General features: G+C 35.9%; 17 protein-coding genes and 2 pseudogenes. 3 read left to right on the top strand and 16 right to left on the bottom strand.

The genetic code is table 11. The annotated features are described in order from the left end of the window. Window positions 1–90 precede the first annotated feature (90 nt). The 8 genes and pseudogenes from AC3WVZ_RS07960 to AC3WVZ_RS07925 form a co-directional block, all read right to left on the bottom strand. Window positions 91–1,460, bottom strand: a pseudogene (locus AC3WVZ_RS07960) (IS1182-like element ISBth7 family transposase); the annotation flags it as partial. Window positions 1,461–1,597: 137 nt separating this feature from the next. Continuing rightward, entirely contained in the window at window positions 1,598–3,226 is a 1,629-nt protein-coding gene (locus AC3WVZ_RS07955) for a peptide ABC transporter substrate-binding protein (protein ID WP_000823515.1), read from the bottom strand. Between the two features lie 153 nt (window positions 3,227–3,379). Further along, window positions 3,380–4,705, bottom strand: coding sequence for a bifunctional S-methyl-5'-thioadenosine deaminase/S-adenosylhomocysteine deaminase (locus tag AC3WVZ_RS07950; protein ID WP_233936250.1), 1,326 nt, complete (start codon window positions 4,703–4,705; stop codon window positions 3,380–3,382). Window positions 4,706–4,758: 53 nt separating this feature from the next. Beyond that, window positions 4,759–5,118, bottom strand: coding sequence for a YunG family protein (locus AC3WVZ_RS07945; protein ID WP_000342907.1), 360 nt, complete (start codon window positions 5,116–5,118; stop codon window positions 4,759–4,761). Window positions 5,119–5,145: 27 nt separating this feature from the next. Next, window positions 5,146–5,589: a GNAT family N-acetyltransferase gene (locus tag AC3WVZ_RS07940; RefSeq protein ID WP_000701899.1), complete on the bottom strand. Its 444-nt coding sequence runs from the start codon at window positions 5,587–5,589 to the stop codon at window positions 5,146–5,148. A 238-nt stretch (window positions 5,590–5,827) separates the two neighbouring features. Beyond that, on the bottom strand, window positions 5,828–7,342 hold the full coding sequence (scpC, locus tag AC3WVZ_RS07935; protein WP_000429812.1) for a succinyl-CoA:acetate CoA-transferase ScpC: 1,515 nt from the start codon (window positions 7,340–7,342) through the stop codon (window positions 5,828–5,830). A gap of 127 nt (window positions 7,343–7,469) precedes the next feature. Next, entirely contained in the window at window positions 7,470–8,114 is a 645-nt protein-coding gene (locus tag AC3WVZ_RS07930; RefSeq protein ID WP_233936249.1) for a LytTR family DNA-binding domain-containing protein, read from the bottom strand. Window positions 8,115–8,379: 265 nt separating this feature from the next. Beyond that, window positions 8,380–9,303, bottom strand: coding sequence for an alpha/beta hydrolase (locus tag AC3WVZ_RS07925; RefSeq protein WP_001102581.1), 924 nt, complete (start codon window positions 9,301–9,303; stop codon window positions 8,380–8,382). 211 nt (window positions 9,304–9,514) lie between these two features. On the opposite strand from AC3WVZ_RS07925, the pseudogene AC3WVZ_RS07920 reads away from it, so the two are divergent. Continuing rightward, window positions 9,515–10,276 (top strand): annotated as a pseudogene (locus tag AC3WVZ_RS07920) (DODA-type extradiol aromatic ring-opening family dioxygenase). A 53-nt stretch (window positions 10,277–10,329) separates the two neighbouring features. Here AC3WVZ_RS07920 and AC3WVZ_RS07915 read toward each other — a convergent pair. The 3 genes from AC3WVZ_RS07915 to AC3WVZ_RS07905 form a co-directional block, all read right to left on the bottom strand. Beyond that, window positions 10,330–11,544, bottom strand: coding sequence for a multidrug efflux MFS transporter (locus AC3WVZ_RS07915; RefSeq protein WP_000179304.1), 1,215 nt, complete (start codon window positions 11,542–11,544; stop codon window positions 10,330–10,332). Window positions 11,545–11,711: 167 nt separating this feature from the next. Beyond that, window positions 11,712–12,572, bottom strand: coding sequence for a GNAT family N-acetyltransferase (locus tag AC3WVZ_RS07910; protein WP_000390853.1), 861 nt, complete (start codon window positions 12,570–12,572; stop codon window positions 11,712–11,714). A gap of 18 nt (window positions 12,573–12,590) precedes the next feature. Beyond that, a complete protein-coding gene (locus tag AC3WVZ_RS07905) occupies window positions 12,591–13,307 on the bottom strand; it encodes a DUF554 domain-containing protein (protein ID WP_000236030.1) in 717 nt (238 codons plus the stop codon). A 203-nt stretch (window positions 13,308–13,510) separates the two neighbouring features. Between AC3WVZ_RS07905 and AC3WVZ_RS07900 the strand changes: the two genes are divergently transcribed. Continuing rightward, complete coding sequence (locus AC3WVZ_RS07900) at window positions 13,511–14,614, top strand: CapA family protein (protein ID WP_000854536.1); 1,104 nt, start codon at window positions 13,511–13,513, stop codon at window positions 14,612–14,614. Between the two features lie 52 nt (window positions 14,615–14,666). Beyond that, window positions 14,667–14,894, top strand: a complete 228-nt coding sequence (locus AC3WVZ_RS07895) for a hypothetical protein (protein WP_000910604.1) — start codon at window positions 14,667–14,669, stop codon at window positions 14,892–14,894. An 80-nt stretch (window positions 14,895–14,974) separates the two neighbouring features. Here AC3WVZ_RS07895 and ilvA read toward each other — a convergent pair whose 3' ends face one another. Genes ilvA through ilvB form a run of 5 tightly spaced genes read right to left on the bottom strand, consistent with a single transcriptional unit; the run spans window position 14,975 to window position 20,950 of the window. Then, on the bottom strand, window positions 14,975–16,237 hold the full coding sequence (ilvA, locus tag AC3WVZ_RS07890; RefSeq protein ID WP_000250327.1) for a threonine ammonia-lyase IlvA: 1,263 nt from the start codon (window positions 16,235–16,237) through the stop codon (window positions 14,975–14,977). Between the two features lie 31 nt (window positions 16,238–16,268). After that, entirely contained in the window at window positions 16,269–17,942 is a 1,674-nt protein-coding gene (gene ilvD / locus AC3WVZ_RS07885; protein ID WP_001255814.1) for a dihydroxy-acid dehydratase, read from the bottom strand. A gap of 46 nt (window positions 17,943–17,988) precedes the next feature. Next, window positions 17,989–18,996: a ketol-acid reductoisomerase gene (locus AC3WVZ_RS07880; RefSeq protein ID WP_139846993.1), complete on the bottom strand. Its 1,008-nt coding sequence runs from the start codon at window positions 18,994–18,996 to the stop codon at window positions 17,989–17,991. 14 nt (window positions 18,997–19,010) lie between these two features. After that, entirely contained in the window at window positions 19,011–19,241 is a 231-nt protein-coding gene (locus AC3WVZ_RS07875; RefSeq protein WP_142238802.1) for an ACT domain-containing protein, read from the bottom strand. After that, window positions 19,238–20,950, bottom strand: a complete 1,713-nt coding sequence (ilvB, locus tag AC3WVZ_RS07870) for an acetolactate synthase large subunit (RefSeq protein WP_233936560.1) — start codon at window positions 20,948–20,950, stop codon at window positions 19,238–19,240. Before ilvB ends, AC3WVZ_RS07875 begins: the two co-directional genes overlap by 4 nt. Between the last annotated feature and the right edge of the window lie 15 nt (window positions 20,951–20,965).

Genomic DNA, 20,965 nt, shown 5'->3' with positions numbered 1-20,965 from the left:
GAGTGTTGGGAAACCCTTTAGGGTTCCCAACACTCTGGAATCTTTTTTGATTTTAGCGAATAAAAACAACATAAAATAATAGAATTTTAAAAAATAGCCCTCCACCTGACCCTTTTTGGTCAGGTGGAGGGCTATTTTTTTCATGTTTTGACAAGCTGCGGTGAGATAAGCTTGCATTTGGACAGACTTCAGCCCTCGAAACCGGGCATAGCGGTAGCCATGTAGTTCTTTGGCGTCTGCAAAGCTTCGCTCTATAGTGGAACAGCGTACTTTATACAACCTTTTCCCTGTAGCTGTTAGCTTGTTTTTTCTAGCAATATCCTTATATTTCTCCCACACATGATGAGTGATAACTTTTTGTTTTTGTTTCTTTGAAAAGCACACCTCACGTAACGGACAAACAGCGCAGTCTTCTGGATTCGATTTGTATTGACGGTATCCTTCACGATCAGTTGTTACATATTCTAGAATACATCCCATCGGACAAGCGAAAACATTCATTTCTTCTACATATTTAAATTGGCTTTTCGGTACTTCTTTATTCCGTTTTCCAAATCGGCGATACCCCATCACCATAAATATATTCCGTTCTGATAGTTTCTTACAGATATATCCTGTAAAATAGCCAGCATCAAGGGCAACAGCTTCTACTTTGAAGTCGAATTTATCAATCTGAGCTTGGAGGCGTGCTAAATACGGCTCGGAATCTGCCATATTTCCAGCCGTTACATAGGTATCTGTAATAATATTGTACTTCGCATCAGTCGTACGATGATCCAAGAAATGAAAACCATTTGGTTTTCCATCTCTCATTAAAAATCCACTATCTGGATCCGTTGTACTTATACGAGTTTTTTTGGTAGGGGTATCACTTTCCTTTCTAGGTTTTAATTCTTTTTTCCATGTACCTCACGATCTTCGATTACCGCAGCTTCTAGCTCGTCTATATAAAACTTTGCTTTTTCTTTTTTATATTTATGTACAAATTTATTTTTATTGGCATTGGCCTTAATATGTGTAGAATCTGTCATCAGTGCACGTCCTCCTACCATCCGGTGCTCCGTCGCTTGTCTCACAATCTCATCAAAAATTTCTTCGAAAATATTTGTATGAATAAAACGAGTACGACGATTCCAACTGATTGTAGAGTGATCCGGAATAGTATCCGATAGAGAAAACCCTAAAAACCAACGGTAGGCAATATTCGTTTTAATTTCCTTTTCCAATTGACGCTCAGAACGAATACCGTAAAAATATCCAATAAACATCATCTTAAATAAAACAATAGGATGAATGGACGGGCGTCCATTGTTTTCACAGTAATAAGGGCGTAACTTCTCTTCAATAAAATCAAAACTAATTGTCGCTTCAATTGCACGAAGGAAATGATCTTGTGGAACCAACTCTTCTACAGAAACAGATACACGCTCATCACGATGATTTTTTAAAGCACCCATCATAAAAAATCTCTCCTTTTCCTCTTTTTTATCAGTGTTGACACATAAAAAGAGGTTCAGACACAAAAACAGGCTGTGGAGAAGACTTTCTCCACAGCCTGAAAAAAAACCTTACTTTTAAAAAGTAAGGTTTTTTTTATTTATTCATTAGCAATATAAGCATTCTTATAAGTATAAATACCACCAAATTGATGCTTTTCAATTCCTTTTACATAATCCTTTTGTACATATGCTGAGCCAATATGATAAAGCGGCGCCACCGCAGCATCTTCTAATAATACCTGCTCGGCTTCTCGCAACGCTTTCCATCGATTTTCCGTATCTAGTACAAAATCCGTTTTCGCTTTCTTTATTAATTCATCGTAACGAACATTAGAATAATTCATTTTATTATTCGGATTCCCTGTCGTAAATAACTCTAAATAACTAATTGGGTCTTTATAGTCAGGTCCCCAATTTGCCATAGTTATATCGTAATCACCTATTTGTTCTAACTGTAATTTTTGCTTAAATGGCTGTTGTTTAATTTGTATCGTTAACCCTTGCAAATTCTTCTCTAAATCACCTTTTATATATTCTGCCATACGTATTGCGTTATCTTGTTCGAACGTTAAGAACTCTAGGTTTACTTGTTCTACCCCAAGCTCTTTTTTCGCTTCTTCCCAAAGTTTTTTCGCATTTTGCAAATCATATGAGGAAATATCTCCATTTTCTTTTCTAAAATCTTTACCAGTCACTTCATTTACATGACCAACTGGTACAAGTCCACTTGCAGGTTTTGCTCCGTTATTAATAAAGTGAGCAACGAAATCATCTTTATTTAACGCTAATGAAATAGATTGACGCACCTTTTTATTTGCTAACGCGTTATTTTTTTCATTAAAACGAAGCATAGCAATTCCAGGATCACTCGACATATGTAATTCCTTATTCCCTTTATACTTGTCTACAACTTGCGAATTAATAGGTACTCGATCTAAATCTCCGGCTTCATATAAATTTACAGCTGTCATTGTATCCTTTACGATATGAAAGTTTATTTCGTCTAATTTCACTTTCTTTCGATCCCAATATGTAGCATTCTTCTTTAATTGAAACTCTTGTTCATGCTTCCATTTTTCTAATACAAATGGACCGTTATATATGAGATTACTAGGTTCCAATGCATAATTGTTTCCTTGTTCGTTCAAAAATGATTCATGCTGTGGTAAGTATATAGGTAGTGCTAACAACTGTAAAAAATACGGAACTGGCTGTTCGAGTTCAACTTCTAACGTATAATTATTTATTGCTTTAACCCCAAGTGCATCAAGAGGCATTGTTCCCTTATTAATCTCTTTCGCATTTTTCACATAAAAGAGCATGTATGCATATTGAGATGCCGTTTCAGGATTAATTGCACGTTTCCATGCAAATATAAAATCATTTGCTGTCACACTGTCTCCATTTGACCATTTTGCATCTTTACGCAAATCAAATGTATATTTCTTACCATCTTCACTTCTTTTAAACGATCTTGCTACTGCTGGAATAGGCTGATCTTGATCATTTAATACATATAACCCCTCAAATATATTCTGCATAACGTGGGCTGATGTACCATCCATTGTTTTCGCAGTGTCCAGAGAAGGAATTTCTTCTGATACTGTTACATTTAACACTTGTTTTTTAACCTCTGTATCACTTTTATTCGCTTTATTATTACAAGCTGTTAATAATAAAGATGTAACAAGTGCCATTACCATTAAATGGCTCTTTTTTCGCTTCATGAGTTGTTCTCCTTAAATATAAAATATTATAAAGCGTAATATATTATAGCAGAAATACTAACAGAAAGATGCGACATTCTTTTGAATATTTATTCGTTCAAGAAAAAAGCTATCCTTTTAAAAGGATAGCTTTTTCAACTGCCACATAATTATCTATCTTTGCAGACCTCGTTTATAACGACGTGCTTCAAATATAATACGCTCTTCATCTAACGTTTTACATTCGCCATTCCAAACGACACGTTTTCCGTTAATAATTACATCGCTTATATCTTTACCACTCGCAGCATATACAAGGTGTGATAACACTTCATCTGCTGGTTGTAGATGCGGCTTGTTAGACGGGTCAATCGTAATAAAATCAGCACACTTACCAGCTTCTAGTGACCCTGTTTGTTTCATCCCGATTACTTCCGCAGCTCCTTTTGTCGCAAGAGAAAGAGCTGTTTCAACTGGTAATGCTGTTGCATCTTGGTGAATACCTTTTTGTAATAAAGTCGCTATGCGCATTTCTTCAAACATGTCTAAATTATTGTTAGACGCAACACTATCTGTTGCAATTCCTACTTTTATTCCTGCTTCTAGCATCGCTTTTACATTCGCTATACCAGAACCTAGTTTTAAATTACTATTTGGGTTATGTGCTACTCGAACGTCATTTTCTGCTAAAAATGCACGCTCATCGTCATTTAATACTACACCGTGTGCAATAACTGTTGGGCGTTTAAACAATCCGCAGCTCGCTGCATATTCTACTGGACGTTTTCCATATTGTGCTTCAATATCACGTACTTCACGCTCTGTTTCCGAAAGATGAATATGGACCATCGTTTGATTTTCTACTGCAATACGTGCGCATTCTTCTAACAGTTCTGTAGAACATGTATATGGACTATGCGGTGCAACCATCGTAGTTAACATGCCATTTTCTTTATAGTAACGCTTCACATATTTCTCAGCTTCTTCAATTGCTTTCTTTTCATCCTCTTTCGTTCCGAAGCTAAATAAAGTTCTTGAAACAGCAGCTCGCATTCCACTCCTTGATACCGTTTCCATAATTGCATCTTGATCTACTCCAATTGGATTAAACATGTCAGAAAATGATGTTGTACCACTTTTCACCATTTCAAGTAATCCTAATTCCGTACTAGCAACCGCAAGCTCTGGAGTAAACTGACTTTCAAGTGGCCAAATTCTCGTCTCCAGCCATGGTTGTAATAACATATCATCGCCAATACCTCTTAAGAGACTCATTACAACGTGTGTATGTGTGTTTATAAGCCCTGGTAAAACCCACTTTCCTTTCATATCAATTACTTCATCTACTTCAAAATCATTAGCGAATTCTCCGCTCTTTACATCTATAATTTGATCATTTTCTACAATGATATATCCATTTTCTATCACTTCGTTTTGTTCATTCATCGTTACAATTGTAGCGTTTACATAAGTTGTTTTCAAAAGTATTTCCCCTTTCAACTCTATGAAGTTCCCTTTAATAAGTTACCACCATTATAGTAACTTATTAAAGATTAAGAGTCAAAAGATAATTTTAATTCTTTCGTTATTTTTCCCTTCAAAATGTTATATTGCTTTTCATTTGTATCTGCAAATGCTTCTTCCCGATTTGACTTTTCATCCATATAATTCAATTTCCCATTGAATTGAGTCTCTGTAAAATCAAATCTCTGCCCATCTATAAAGTTATAAAAGTGCCATACCTCTCTTACTTTTGTCTTTTTAATTTCTCCTCCGTATATGTCTTGAACGACAAGAGCTGTAACACCACATTGTCCCTTTGCTGGGTTTTCAATTGTCCACTTTGAACTCGTTTCAATCGACCACGATTTTATTAGTGCTTCATATATTCTTTTTTCCTTTACATCATCCATTCTAATCTTCCCCTACTATTAATAGTTTTACACATCATATTTCAAAAGAGGCAGTACACGACCCTTAAAGACAGTTGATGGTGTCTCTCCTATTAACTGTGCTCCCATTTTCAAGTAATATCCTTTTGCATTCGGATCACTATCAATTGTAAAACTTTTTAATCCTAGTTCATTGGCTTTTTCTATTACATACTCCCAAAGTATTTTCCCGTAACCTTTTCCTTTGTAATGAGGATGAATGTACAAGAAATCGAGAGCTTTATCATTACGTAAAAATGAGAAAAAACCAATCTTCGCATTATCGTTTACTAAAACATATACAAAATTATTTTTTATGTACTCTTCCGTAATTGTTAAATCTTCCTTACAAGCAAGTATGAATTCTTCACTATAATTCCACGTTGCTTTTGAATGCAGTGCGAGTTCACTTAATTCATTTGCTTCACTTAATAATGCTTCTCTTATCTTCATGATTCTTTTTCCTCACTTTCAATATGTACACTACTAAATTGATTCGGAAAGCACTTCAAAAAAACCTTTAATTTCCATAAAATAGAAATTGTTTTTATAAATCTTTATTATAATCAGTACGATTTTCAACAATTTTTTTAAAGAAAAAGAACGCCATCCCTAAAAGTTGGCGTTCTCTTTTTCTAAAATTTAATCTTCAAGCTCACTCATTCGTTTTACTATTTCGTACGATACAAACCTATACAGTTTCTACTACCGCTTCAAGCATTGTTCCATTTTTAGCATAGTTCGTATGCCAAGAAAAAGCTTTTTCTAAAATATGAGGAGTTTGTCCACCTCTTATTTTTGCTTCTTCGTAATAAGCTCGTAGCTGTTCACGATACATTGGATGTGCGCAATTCTCAATAATAAGTTCCACTCTTTCTCTTGGCGCAAGTCCCCTTAAGTCGGCATATCCCTGTTCAGTGACGATAACATCTACATCATGTTCAGTATGGTCTACATGAGAAACGAAAGGAACGATACTTGAAATGTTACCACCTTTCGCAATCGATTTAGTAACAAAGATAGCTAGGCGAGCATTTCTTGCAAAATCACCAGACCCACCAATACCATTCATCATTTTTGTACCTAAAACGTGAGTAGAGTTAACATTTCCGTATATATCTAATTCTAATGCAGTATTAATTGAGATTAATCCAAGGCGACGAATAATTTCAGGATGATTGGAAATCTCTTGTGGACGCATCATTAATTTGTCACGATATTTTTCAAAGTTAGAAAATACTTGTTGCATTTTCTCTTCAGAAAGCGTGATAGAACAACAAGAAGCAAAATTGACTTTTCCAGCATCCATAAGATCAAAAACTGCATCTTGTAAAACCTCGGAATATACTTCTAAATCTTCAAATTCTGAATCTAACATTCCATGCAATACGGCGTTAGCCACTGAACCAATTCCTGATTGTAACGGCGCTAAACGATTTGTTAATCGGCCTACTTTGACTTCTTCTCGAAGGAATTCTATTAAATGCTGTGCCATAATAACAGTTTCTTCATCCGGAGGAACAATTGTCGATGGCGAATCCAATTGATTCGTAAACACAATTCCCTTTACTTTTTCAGGATCAATTGGAATACCGATTGTTCCAATTCGGTCATCTGTTTTCACAAGCGGAATTGGAAGCCTCTCCCCTTGTTTACCTGGTTCATATAGATCATGTAGCCCCTCTAATTGCGCGGATTGAGCCATATTCATTTCAATAATAATAGACTTAGCATTTAAGGAAAACGCTAAGGAATTTCCAATTGAAGTGGTTGGAATAATCATTCCGTCCTCTGTAATCGCAACCGCTTCCAAAATAGCGAAATCTATATCCAGAACGTCAGCACGGAGTAACTCTGCTGTATGAGACAAGTGTTGATCCACAAATAAAAAGTCTCCGTTATTAATTCCTTTTCGCATAGTAGCGTCAGCTTGGAAAGGTAATCTTTTCCCTAAAATTCCTGCCTCAGCAAATAATTTGTCTACATCCGATCCTAAAGAAGCCCCAGTATAAACATTTACTTTAAAAGATTCATCATTCTTAACTCGGTTTACAAGCGCAAATGGGACTGCTTTTACATCACCTGCACGTGTAAACCCACTTAAGCCTAAAGTCATTCCACTTTGAATCCAGGAAGCTGCTTCTTCAGGTGTAACTACCCGATCTTTTAGACGTTGATCTCTGATTCTATCTAAATTGTTCTCCATATGTAATCCCTCTCTCATTGAATATTCATAATTATTTTACACATTAACACTATCAAAATAGGGATTTTAGTATACAATGCCGAAAATTCAGACAGAACAGCAAATCTAGGTTCTAAAGCAGAAAAATTTAGAATCCTAGAAGTTTACGGAAATAACTAGCGTATGATTGACTAACTGGTACTCTCTCACCATTATCCATCGAAAGTACAAAAGTAGAATGGGTATCAGGATAAATCGCTTTAATATGATTAACATTTACAATAAACGAACGGTGACATCTAATAAATGAATCTTTCGGAAGCAAGTATTCGAATTCTTGCAGAGAGTATTTATGTGTTCCTGATAACTCTTCTGAATTCACATACGTCTTTTTATCTTTAGCCTCTAAATACATAACCTTTGAAAAAGGAACCGGAATCCAGCCGTCTGTTGTTTTTAAAGTAACAACTGACTTTCCATCCGTTAAAGCTGGATAAATTGCCGTCACGCACCCTTCAAGCTTTCCATTGTTTGAAAATGGTACAGCCATTCCATGATAAGGAATACCAAAAACATCCCGATTCATAAACTCAGATGTTTTTTGATTCATCACCATCGCTTTATGAGCAATCGTTCCTTCCTTTATAGGATCCCCGACACTAATCTTTAAATCAATTCGTTTACTTGGCCGATAGTAAATATATTCTTTCGTATTCGAAACAGCAATTGAAATTTCATCTGAAAATAGTTCCCCAACAACATATAGTAATAAACCTAACGTTCTATCTTCCATTCTATTAACACCTCATTCACTATTATACTACTATTATGAACGAGCATCTGTTGCTTTATAAAAAGTTTAATTTTAAATTACTTTTAAAATTAGTTTTATTCACTATTACTTCGTTACTACAAAAAACCTCACTTCAGAAAAGTGAGGTTTCCTCTCATACAATATTTTTTTATTTTTTATTAAGTAAAGTGAATTTAAGAATTTATTGCCCCTATTTCTGTATAATAAATAATCCCAAACTACAAACAGTTTGGGATTATCTTTCTCATTTATTATGCGCATCTAACCACGAAATTAAATCTTTAAATACTTCATCCTTATTTACTTCATGAAACATTTCATGTCTACCATTTTCATATAAACGTAGTGTCACGTCTTTCACACCACATTTTTTATAGTTTTCATATACTTCTTTTACACCTTTCCCCATATCGCCAACAGGATCACGATCACCAGAGAATATATGTATTGGAAGATTCTTTGGCGTCTTCTTGTATTCTTCTAGTTTATTTACTTCTAATACACCAGAAAATAATTCTCGGTAAAAACTCGTCGTACAAATGAAACCACATAACGGATCCGCAATATATTTATCAACTTGATTATTATCTGAAGATAACCAATCAAATTTTGTACGATTTGGCTTAAAGTTCGAATTGAAGTTTCCGAAAGATAAAAAGTTTAACATTGGACTTTTCGTTTTTGCCCCACGCAATTTCATTTCGATTGTTGCTACTTTATGACCAATAGCTCCTAAAAGCCCTGGATTTCCACCTGTTCCTGAAATCAGAAATCCATCATATAATTCGCCTCTAAGTTGTACAGCACGTCTTGATAAAAAAGAACCCATACTATGTCCAAGTAAAAACAAAGGACTTGACTGCTCTTCTTTTATCTTTTCTGAAACAAAGATAACATCCGATACAACTTGATTCCAGCCTATATTTGGTTCAAAATGACCATAATCTTCTTCTTTTTTTACTGTTTTCCCATGTCCTTTATGATCATGCGCATAAACACCATACCCTGCTTCCAATAAAGCATCTACAAATTCTGTATACACCCCTGCATGCTCTGTCATGCCATGTGCAATTTGAATAATTCCTCTCGGATCTCCTTCTGGTAACCACTTACGCAAATAAATTTCCGATCCATCCAATGCCGTAACGAAACTTTCCTGTACATTCATTTCGTCAGCCCCCAACTCTATTATGTATAGCTTTAAGAAAATGAATATTCATTCACTTTTCTTATTTTATATTATATGTAATTGCTTTCATTATGACAAATGATGTATTTTTCAGACTTGCTTTTAAACTAATTTCTTGACGAATTCAAAATAAAATTATATAGTTACTTACATAAAGTAACTATATAATTTTTAGGAGGTTCCTACTATTATGATGCCATCATTATTTTTAGCACATGGTTCGCCTATGCTCGCTATTCAAGATACAGACTATACACGATTTTTAAAAACACTTGGAGAAACATATAAACCGAAAGCAATTGTTATTTTCACTGCTCATTGGGAAAGTGAAGTATTAACGATTTCCTCATCAGATAACGAGTATGAAACAATTTATGATTTTGGAGGTTTTCCCCCTGAGTTATACGAAATCAAATATCGTGCGAAAGGCTCTTCTCATATTGCATCTATTTTAGAAACAAAATTTAAGAACAAAGGTATTTCAGTCCATCATAATATGACGAGAGGTTTAGATCATGGTTCATGGACACTCCTGCACCGCATGTATCCAGAAGCAAATATTCCTGTCGTGCAAATATCAGTCAATCCATTCCTTTCTGCAAAAGAACAATTTGAAATTGGAGAAGCACTTAAAGGACTCGGACAAGAAGATATTTTAGTAATCGGGAGTGGCGTTACCGTTCATAATTTACGAGCACTGAAATGGAATCAAACTACACCTGAAAAATAGGCAATTGAATTTGATGATTGGATTATTAAACATATGCAGAATAACGATAAAGATGCATTGTTTAATTGGGAGAAAAATGCTCCTCATGCACAATTAGCAGTACCAAGAGCAGAACATTTTGTTCCTTTATTTATCGCTATGGGAAGTGGTGAAAATAGCGGTGAAGTCATTCACCGTAGTTACGAGCTTGGTACATTAAGTTATCTTTGTGTTCGATTTTAAAGAAAAGGATGAAGCACATGCTGCTTCATCCTTTTTCTTTTTCATTCACTTAGTTAACTAACTTCCAAATGTCGGTTCTCTGATACCTCTTCGTTCTTATTATGAAAATAAACCCAAATACACGCAATAAATAATAGTGAAGATGTAGAGAGGAAAACATATTGGAAACCTGCATGCGCTGCAATTTGTCCCCCGAGCACTGGACCAATCATATTTCCTAAAAACTGAAATGATTGATTATATCCAAATATTCGTCCCGTAACATGGGTTGGTGTATGTTGTTTTAGTAGAGTTTGTACGGAAGGTAATAATCCTGCTTGTGCGATACCTAATAAAAATCGAAGAATTAATAGTTGCCAAGCTGACGTTACAAATGCTTGCGGGATAAAAATAATTCCTGCAGCAAATAACGCTACAACTAACGTTTTTTGAGGACCGATATGATCTGATAATCTTCCTAGTCTTGGTGCTGCCAAAATAACTGCTAATCCTGTCGCTGACATAACTGCACCCGCAATTGTTTCAATATGTGCAGTATGAGGACCTACTAAATTTTTCACGTACAATGTAACAATTGGTTGAACTGACATATTAGCAAGTTGAATAATAAATGTTGTTACAAATAAACTAATAATTAAATGCTTCGCTGGGACCATCGTCCATACTTTTTTCGGCTGTGTTTTTTTTGCTTGAGCAGAGTGATTTTCTTCATGCAGGAAGAAAAAAACGATGAGAAAGGAAAGGAATAAAAAAGCTCCCGTAACAAGAAAGACATGACGCATTCCAATTAACTCAGACAAATAACCGCCAAGTAACGGGCCAAGTAACGAACCGCTCACACCACCAGTTGAAATTGTGGAAATCGCCCAACCTGAATGTTCTTTCGGAGTTTCTGCTGCAATAAATGTCATCGCTGTTGAAAGGAAACCAGATACTGCTCCCATTAAAAATCTTAGTGCGACTAGTTGATACACATCCGTTACAAACCCCATAAGCGTCATAATAATCGCCATACCGAGGCTAGCACGAATAAGCATCAATTTCCGTCCATGTATATCACCAAGCTTTCCCCATATTGGCGATACGATCGCACCCATTAAAAATGTTACACCAAATGCAAGTCCCGACCACTGTGCAATGCTTGAAGTGCCAGTTACTCCTAATTCCTCAATATAAAAAGATAAGAAAGGAATTACTAAACTCATACCGGCTGCAGTGGTAAAACAACCTAGCCAACAAATCATTAAATTCCGTTTCCAGCTGGCCATTTTCACACCTTCTTTCTTTAGATACCCATTCTACACCCTTTCTTGTAAAAAGTTTAGTAATTTGCTTTATATGCAAGATTTACTACAAAACCCGCTATTTTCTAGTAAAAAACACTACATCTCTACATCATTTTCATAATAAAACCAACTCCTCTATATGAAGTTGGTTACTTATTATCTATCGGTATTAAACGAGCATTACAATTTCTCTCGTAAAACTCAATGGGACCTGCTTGTCCAATAATCGCATATTCATATCCATCTTGCTTCATATTATATAAACAATGATGCAATAATTCTTTTCCTACACCTTTCACACGATTTTGTTTCGCTATGCCCATTGGACCAAACAAGCCTTTCTTTCCTCTCACTACATCGTAACAGGCGAAACCAACTATTACTTCCTCCTGCTGTGCAATATAGATAGGTAACTTTTCGTTATATGTCCGAAATCCATAATCAACCGACTGTAACCACCGTTCACCAAATTCATCCACTACAAATCGTGATAACTTATCAAAATCAGAAGGACTAACTCTTCTTACATGACAAAATAATGTATTATAAATAGATTTAAAACTATTTAAATCAACCGCTAAGTCTCTCGGTGCAGCTGTAATACGTAATATATCTTCTTGCATTTGTGTATGTATAAATCCACCAATATTTGTATCTACATGAAATAATGCATACATAACATGTCCTTCATTTACTACTACTTGCTGAAAGCGTTCCATACGTTTCTTCGCTATTTGTAAAATTTCTATCGCCTTATAAGATAGTTTATATTGCCCTATTTTTTTATACTCTTGATTATGTAAATCGAATTGTTTTCGTAACGAAAGTTTTTCTAAAAAATCTGGACCGACTTTGTGAAACAAATACATAAATAACTCAGCGCAAACTCCTGTACCTTCTTTACACATACCTATAAACAGATGGACTGGGTGAATTATGTTATACTCACTCTCTTTTGCTGCAATCTCCAATATTTTATGCACACGTTTTGTAAATTGAAATTCCTCCATATGTGTTTCCATCCTCTACTAATTTACTAACAAACCGTAACCATAAATAATTGAAACAATTACACCCACTACCAATATACCTGGAAGTAAATTTGCCACCTTGATTTTAATAATACTAAGCAAGTTCAATCCAATAGCAGATATCATAATGCCGCCCGTAGCCGTCATCTCCACTATAAATTGGTTCATTAATTCTTTCGGGACAAAACTATTAATTTGTGTTGCAAAAACTGCAATACCACCTTCATATAAAACAACTGGAATTGCCGAAAATACTACGCCAATTCCTAGAGTTGTCGTTAATATAATAGAAATAAATCCATCGATAATCGCCTTTGTAAATAAAATATCATGATTTCCGCGAATCCCACTGTCAAGTGCACCAAGTATCCCCATCGCGCCAATTGCAAAAATTAAAGTAGCTGTTACAAAACCTTCTGATATGCTACCTTTCCCTTTCGATCCAACTTTATTTTCTAGCCAATCCCCTAAATGTTTTAACTTTTCTTCTAATTGTAACCATTCTCCAATTACCGTACCAATCACTAAACTCAGTATGACAACAAGAAAGTTTTCACTTTTTAATGCCATTTGAAGCCCAAGCACAGTAACCGCTAAACCGATTGCGTGCATTATCGTCCCTTTCATACTTTCTGGAATCCTACTAAATAATTTACCAAGTAAAGTACCAAATATAATACAAATTCCATTTACAACTGCTCCTAATATAACCATTTCTCATTCTTCACCCTTCGAATTCTTTATTTCTATATTTTGGTTTATACATTGATTTACAGGTTATCTATATGTTAACTTAATATTGAGAATATTAACAAATGTTTTCCACTACATAACCCGCTATTTTTTGTAACTTTAATTACCTTTAATAGATTCAGTGTTAATTTAATTGCGGGATAATATTAAAAGGGAAGGTATATATGAAAACTTTACTAAAACGATTTTTGTTAATAGCCTTTTTCATTACACCGATTGTTTTATTAATCAATTACTCTTTTATTTCAAAAGCAAAAGACAAACCCGATTTGCAAAACAAATCTAGTAAAACCGCTTCAAAAAGCGAAAAGAAAATAGAAGACCAAGAAATCACACTCACCTTCTCTGGTGATACAATGTTTGATTGGCAATTACGTCCTATAATCGAAAAGAATGGGGCTGATTACCCATTCCAACATGTAAAAGAAGAAATAAAAAAAGCTGATATTTCTTTTGTGAATTTAGAGTCGGCATTTACAACGAAAGAAAAGAAAGCACCTGGGCAACTGTTTTGGATTAAAAGTGATCCATCTACACTACAAGCTATTAAAAACACTGGATATGACATCGTAAATATTGGGAATAACCACACACTTGATTATGGGCAAGATGGATTATTAGATACGATTTCTCACGTAGAAAAATTAAAGTTCCCTTACATTGGAGCCGGAAAAAATGCGAAAGATGCATATACAGCACGAGAAATGACCGTAAAAGGGAAAAAGTTTAAATTTCTTTCCTTCGTTCGATTTATGCCTGATTCTAATTGGGTAGCTGGTGAGAATAAACCTGGCGTTGCGAATGGCTATGATTTAAATCTTGTAACAAAAACAATTAAAGAACAAAAGAAAGATGCAGACTATTTAATCGTCTATATGCATTGGGGCGTTGAAAAATCAAATCGTCCGGTAGAATACCAAAAGCAATATGTACCTAAAATGGTTGAAGCAGGAGCTAACGCAATTGTCGGGAGCCATCCACATTGGTTACAAGGGTTTGAGTATTATAATAAAGTTCCTATCGCTTACTCATTAGGTAACTTTTTATTCCCGAGTTATGTGAATGGGAAAAGCGCTGAAACTGGCGTATTAACTTTAACTTTTAAAGGAAAGGATGTCCAAATGTCATTCAATCCTTATATCATTCGCAACAACCAAGTTTCCCCTGTAAATGAAGGAGAAAAGAAAAAAGCTCTTCAATATTTACAAACAATTTCAACTGATGTAGAAATTGATGATACAGGGAAAATAAAAAACAAACGAAACTAGACAGCTCAAGATCTATTTCTCTGTAATATACTTTACAGAATAGGTGATAAACATGCTAAAAGAGTTATTAGAAAATATAAACCTCTTAGAAAACATCTATAAAATGTCTATAGCAATCCTGCTTTTATGTTCCTTTTATTCTGTGAGACTATTTAAAAAAATAAAGCGAGAGAGAAATCTTACTCCTTTTGAATTTACAATGTATGTAATCATTCGTATTGCGATACTCTTTTGGTTAGCTAGCTTTATTCTTCTTGAATTTAATGAGTACCTAGTTTAACTATAAAAAAGATAGAACAAGCACTATATTCCCTCGCTTGTATCTATCTTTTTTATTTACATTCTAACTCTTTCCTTCTATTAAATAAGCAAATCAAACAAAACAGGGTTTTTATTAAGTTCCATAAATTGAATATTATTTTCTTTAAAGCGAGTAATTAATTGCTCATAATCTTCTTTATGTTTTAATTCTACGCCGACTAATGCTGGACCATTTTCTTTATTATGTTTCTTAATATACTCAAAGCGCGTAATGTCATCTTCTGGTCCTAATCCTTTATCAAGAAATTCTCTTAGCGCACCTGAACGCTGCGGAAATTCAATGATAAAGTAATGTTTCAGTCCTTCATAAATGAGCGAACGCTCTTTCATTTCTTGCATTCTATCAATATCATTATTTCCACCACTTAGCGTACATACAACTGTTTTACCTTTTATTTCATCTCTATATAAATCAAGCGCTGCAATAGAGAGTGCACCAGCCGGTTCAGCTACAATCGCATTTTTCTTATACAGTTCTAAAATCGTCGTACAAACTTTCCCCTCTGGTACTAAAATAATATCGTCAATTACATCTTTACAAGTTTCAAATGTTAACTTTCCTACTTTTTTAACAGCTGCCCCATCAACAAAGCTATCTATTTTCTCCAATGCTACATTTTCATTTTGAAGAAAAGCCTCTTTCATAGATGCAGCTCCCATTGGCTCTACACCAATAACCTTTGTAGTAGGACTAACACCTTTTACATATGTACCAACTCCTGATGCTAATCCACCACCGCCAATTGCTGTAAAGATATAATCAACCGGTTTCTCCATATCATGCATAATTTCAACTGCCACTGTCCCTTGACCAGCAACTACATACGGATCATCAAACGGATGAACAAATGTCATTCTATTTTCTTCACAATAACACTGTGCTTCTTGGAAAGAGCTATCGAATGTATCACCAACTAATACAATCTCTGCAAAATCACCACCGAAAAATTGTACTTGTGATACTTTTTGTTTCGGTGTTGTTGTGGGCATAAATATTTTTGACGGAATCTTCAATAAATTACACGTGTAAGCAACTCCTTGCGCATGATTACCAGCACTTGCACAAACAACACCGTTTTGTAACTTTTCTTTCGGTAAACTTTGAATCAAATTGTATGCACCACGAATTTTGAAAGAGCGAATTAATTGTAAGTCTTCTCGTTTTACATAAACGTCACAATCATATTTCTCAGATAAAACTGTATCACGTTGTAACGGTGTTTTAATAACGATATCTTTCATGCAATTATGGGCCATTAAGATATCTTCAATTTTCACTCTCTCCTTTACCTTTTGCACCATTATATATCATCCTTATCTCTTTTAAATTGGCTCAATCAAAATGTGGGATTTTCAGAACAGCCCCTGTATTCGCCGATGTTACCATTTGTGCATAACGTCCAAGCCAGCCAGTTTTCACTTTTGGTTCTGGTCGTTTCCATTCTTTTTTACGCTTTTCTAATTCCTCATCACTCACCCTTACTTCTAGCAAGCGTTCTTCAACATCAATACATACAATATCCCCTTGTTCAAGAAGTGCAATCATCCCGCCCGCTGCTGCTTCTGGTGAAATATGTCCTACTGAAATTCCACGTGAAGCTCCAGAAAAACGTCCATCTGTTAATAATGCAACCTCAGCACCTAATCCCATTCCAGCAATTGCTGATGTTGGGGCTAACATTTCTGGCATACCAGGGCCACCTCTTGGTCCTTCATAACGAATGACAACTACATCTCCTTTTTTCACTTTCCCAAGCATAATGCCCGCAAGTGCCTCATCTTGTGAATTAAAAATAACGCAAGGCCCTTCAAAACGCTTTACCTCTGTTGCACCGCTTTTAATAACCGCTCCATCTTTAGCAAGATTTCCTTTTAATATACGTAAGCCCCCCTCTTCACTATGAGGGTTTTCGAGAGAGTGAATAACCTCCTTATCTTTAATCTCTGCCTCAGCGATATTTTCTCTTAATGTTTGCCCAGTAGCAGTTATTCGATCAAGATGAAGTACTCCTTCTTTCCGGCTCATCTCTTTCAAAATTGCACTAATCCCGCCCGCACGATCAATATCTTCCATATGCCAATTTGAGGCTGGACTTACTTTACATAAATGAGGTACACGTCTTGAAACTGCATCAATACGGTTCATATCATAATCTAGTCCTGCCTCTTGTGCGAGTGCTAGCGTATGTAATACTGTATTCGTTGATCCACCCATCGCCATATCAAGTGCAAAAGCATCGTCAATTGCTTCTTCTGTTACAATATCACGCGGCTTAATATCTCTTTCAATTAAAATTTTCAATTTCTCTGCTGCTTGTTTAATTAACTCTTCACGTCTTGGATCAATTGCTAAAATACTCCCGTTACCAGGAAGAGCTAAACCTAATACTTCACATAAACAATTCATAGAGTTCGCGGTAAACATACCCGAACAAGAGCCACAAGATGGACAGCCATGATCTTCAATATCTTTTAATTCTTCTTCTGAAATTTTCCCAGATTGATAAGCTCCTACCCCTTCAAAAACAGAGCTTAAATCAACAACTTCTCCTTTTGACGTTTTTCCAGCCGCCATCGGGCCGCCTGAAACAAACACAGTCGGAATATTAATACGTAGTGCAGCCATCATCATACCTGGTGTAATTTTGTCACAGTTTGGGATACAAATCATGCCGTCAAACCAGTGTGCATTTACAACCGTTTCTACTGAATCTGCAATAATTTCACGACTCGGAAGAGAATAACGCATACCGATATGTCCCATCGCAATACCATCGTCAACTCCAATTGTATTGAATTCGAATGGTACCATACCTGCCGCGCGAACTGCCTCTTTTACAAGTTTCCCAAACTCGTTCAAGTGTTTATGCCCTGGAATAATTTCAATAAAAGAATTACAAATCGCTATGAAAGGTTTATCAAAATCTTCATCTTTCAAACCAGTTGCTTTTAATAAACTACGGTGCGGTGCTTTATCAAAACCTTTTTTAATCATGTCACTTCTCATCTTGTCAAATCCCCTCTTACATATTTTTCATTTATACTCTCTTACTCTATTTCTTTACTAATTCTTTCGGTGCATGAATCCAGCTCATCATTTCACGAAGCTCTGCTCCCACTTTTTCTAATTGATGATTTTGTTCTGCTTTTTTCATTGCGTTATACGTCGGACGCCCTGCTTGATTTTCTAAAATCCATTTCTTCGCAAATTCACCTTGCTGAATTTCTGTCAGAACACGCTTCATTTCCTTCTTCGTTTCACCTGTAACAATTCTCGATCCTGTTACATAATCTCCAAACTCTGCCGTATCTGAAATAGAATGGCGCATAGTCGTTAATCCACCTTCGTACATTAAGTCAACAATTAGCTTTAATTCATGCAAACATTCAAAGTATGCAATTTCAGGACGATATCCACCTTCCGTTAACGTTTCGAACCCGGCCTTCACAAGTGCAGTTACCCCGCCGCAAAGTACAGCTTGCTCACCGAATAAATCCGTTTCGGTTTCTTCTTGGAATGTCGTTTCAATTACCCCCGCACGTGTACACCCTACACCTTTTGCATACGCCAGTGCTACATGTAGCGCTGTTCCCGTCGCATCTTGATGCACTGCGACTAATGCTGGAACACCATTTCCTTCTTGAAATACACGGCGAACGAGATGACCTGGGCTTTTTGGCGCGACCATCGCTACATCTACGTAACTTGGCGGATTAATTTGTCCGAAGTGAATGTTAAATCCATGTGAGAAAAGTAACATTTGTCCTTCACGAAGATTCTCTTCTACCTCTGCTTTATACACATGAGCTTGCTGTTCATCTGGCAATAACATTTGTACAACTTGTGCGGTTCGAACCGCTTCTGAAACAGACATTACTTCAAATCCATCCGCTTTCGCTACTTCATACGACTTACCAGGACGAACACCAACTACAACCTCTACACCAGAATCACGTAAATTTTGTGCTTGCGCATGACCTTGTGATCCATAACCAACTACTGCAACAGTTTTTCCTTGTAATAACTCTACATTTGCATCTTTTTCATAATATGTTTTCATATTCCATACACTCCTTATAATTTATTTACTTGCAGAACATCAATTAATTTTTTCAACTGACTAACAAGTAATGTCGCTTCATTTTCAGTACAAACTGCTGTGAGTTTCATTTCAGAAACACCACTAGTATCTCTTTCTTTTAAATGTAAAGAAGAAATATAATAACCACGCCGAGCAAAAATCCCACTTATACGTAATAAGACGTTTGGCTCGTTATGAATAACGAGTGAAAAAGTATGACTCATTCTTCCCACCTCTTCATAATCATTTCGTTATTCCCTTTGTTTGGCGGAACCATCGGAAATACGTTTTCACCTTCTTCTACACAAAAATCAACTACGACAGGACCTTCATAAGCAAATGCTTCTAACATCACTTGTTTTGCCTCGGTTGAATTTGTTGCTCTTAATCCCTTTACTCCATAAGCTTCTGCTACTTTCACAAAATCTGGTGATCCAATTTTTGATTCTGATAAACGATTTTCATAAAACATTTCTTGCCATTGCCTTACCATCCCTAAAAATTTGTTATTTATGATAAATACTTTTACAGGGATGTTATTTTCAGCAATTGTTTGTAGTTCTTGAATGTTCATTTGAAAAGAAGCGTCACCTGCAATACAAATGACAAGTTCTTCTTTTTTAGCTAGCTGAGCACCAATTGCTGCTGGAAAACCAAACCCCATCGTTCCTAATCCTCCAGAGGTAAGGAACGTCCGAGGTTTTCTTGCTTTATAGAAGTGAGCAGCCCACATTTGATGCTGACCTACTTCTGTTGTGACAATCGCTTCACCATTCGTTAATTCACTTACTAAGTTGATCACATGCTGTGGTTTTAACTCAGATTCTTTTTGCTTATAAGAAAGTGGATATTCTTCTTTCCATGTCTTTACTTTCTGAAGCCATTCGTCTGTTTGTGTATAAATAGACATATGTAACAGCATGTGTAACGCTTTTTTTACATCACCAACAATCGGATGTTCTACAGTTACATTTTTATGAAACTCAGAAGAATCAATATCAATATGTACTTTTTTCGAGTTTGGAGAAAAAAGTTCTAATTTTCCTGTTACACGATCATCGAAGCGAACACCTAATGCAAGTAGTAAATCACATTCTGTTACCGCCATATTAGCAGCGTATGTCCCATGCATACCAAGCATCCCTAGAAACAATGAATCATCCGGTGGATATGCACCAAGTCCCATTAAAGTTGAAACGACTGGAATACGGTTCTCCCTTGCGAATTCGAAGAGTTCATCGGATCCACCTGAATGAATGACACCTCCTATATAAAGAAGTGGACGCTTAGATTTTGAAATTGCTTTAGCCACCTCTCTAAGTTTCATGCTGTCTGGTACAAATTCTGGTTTATACCCCGGAATATCAACTTCTTCATTAAAGAAACTGGTGACTTTTGCATTTTGAACATCTTTTGGAATATCAATTAATACTGGTCCCGGGCGCCCGCTTTTGGCGATGTAAAAAGCTTCTTGCACAATTCGTGATACATGATTCACATCACGAACCTGGTAATTATGCTTCGTAACAGGTACTGTAATTCCGACAACATCCGCTTCTTGAAATCCATCTTTACCAATTAAAGGCGTTGCAACTTGCCCGGTAATGACAACTAAAGGAATCGAATCCATATAAGCGTCTGCTAAGCCCGTAACTAAATTTGTCGCCCCTGGGCCAGAGGTAGCAAAGACTACCCCGACCTTTCCAGAAGCCCTCGCATATCCTTCAGCCGCATGAATGGCAGCTTGCTCATGACGAGTTAAAACATGTTTCAAACCACTTTCGTATAACGCATCGTATACTGGTAAAATCGCTCCGCCTGGATAGCCGAAAACGGTCGTTACACCCAATTTCTTCAAACATTGAATCACGTGCCCAGCGCCTGTCATTTCTTCATACTGTAACTTCTCATACGCTGTATACTGCTGCTTCATTTCCATTAACTCCTC

Source organism: Bacillus sp. CPT56D-587-MTF, from assembly GCF_058792335.1.
The sequence above is the reverse complement of the archived record's forward strand: the minus strand, read 5'-3'. Positions and strand labels throughout refer to the sequence as shown.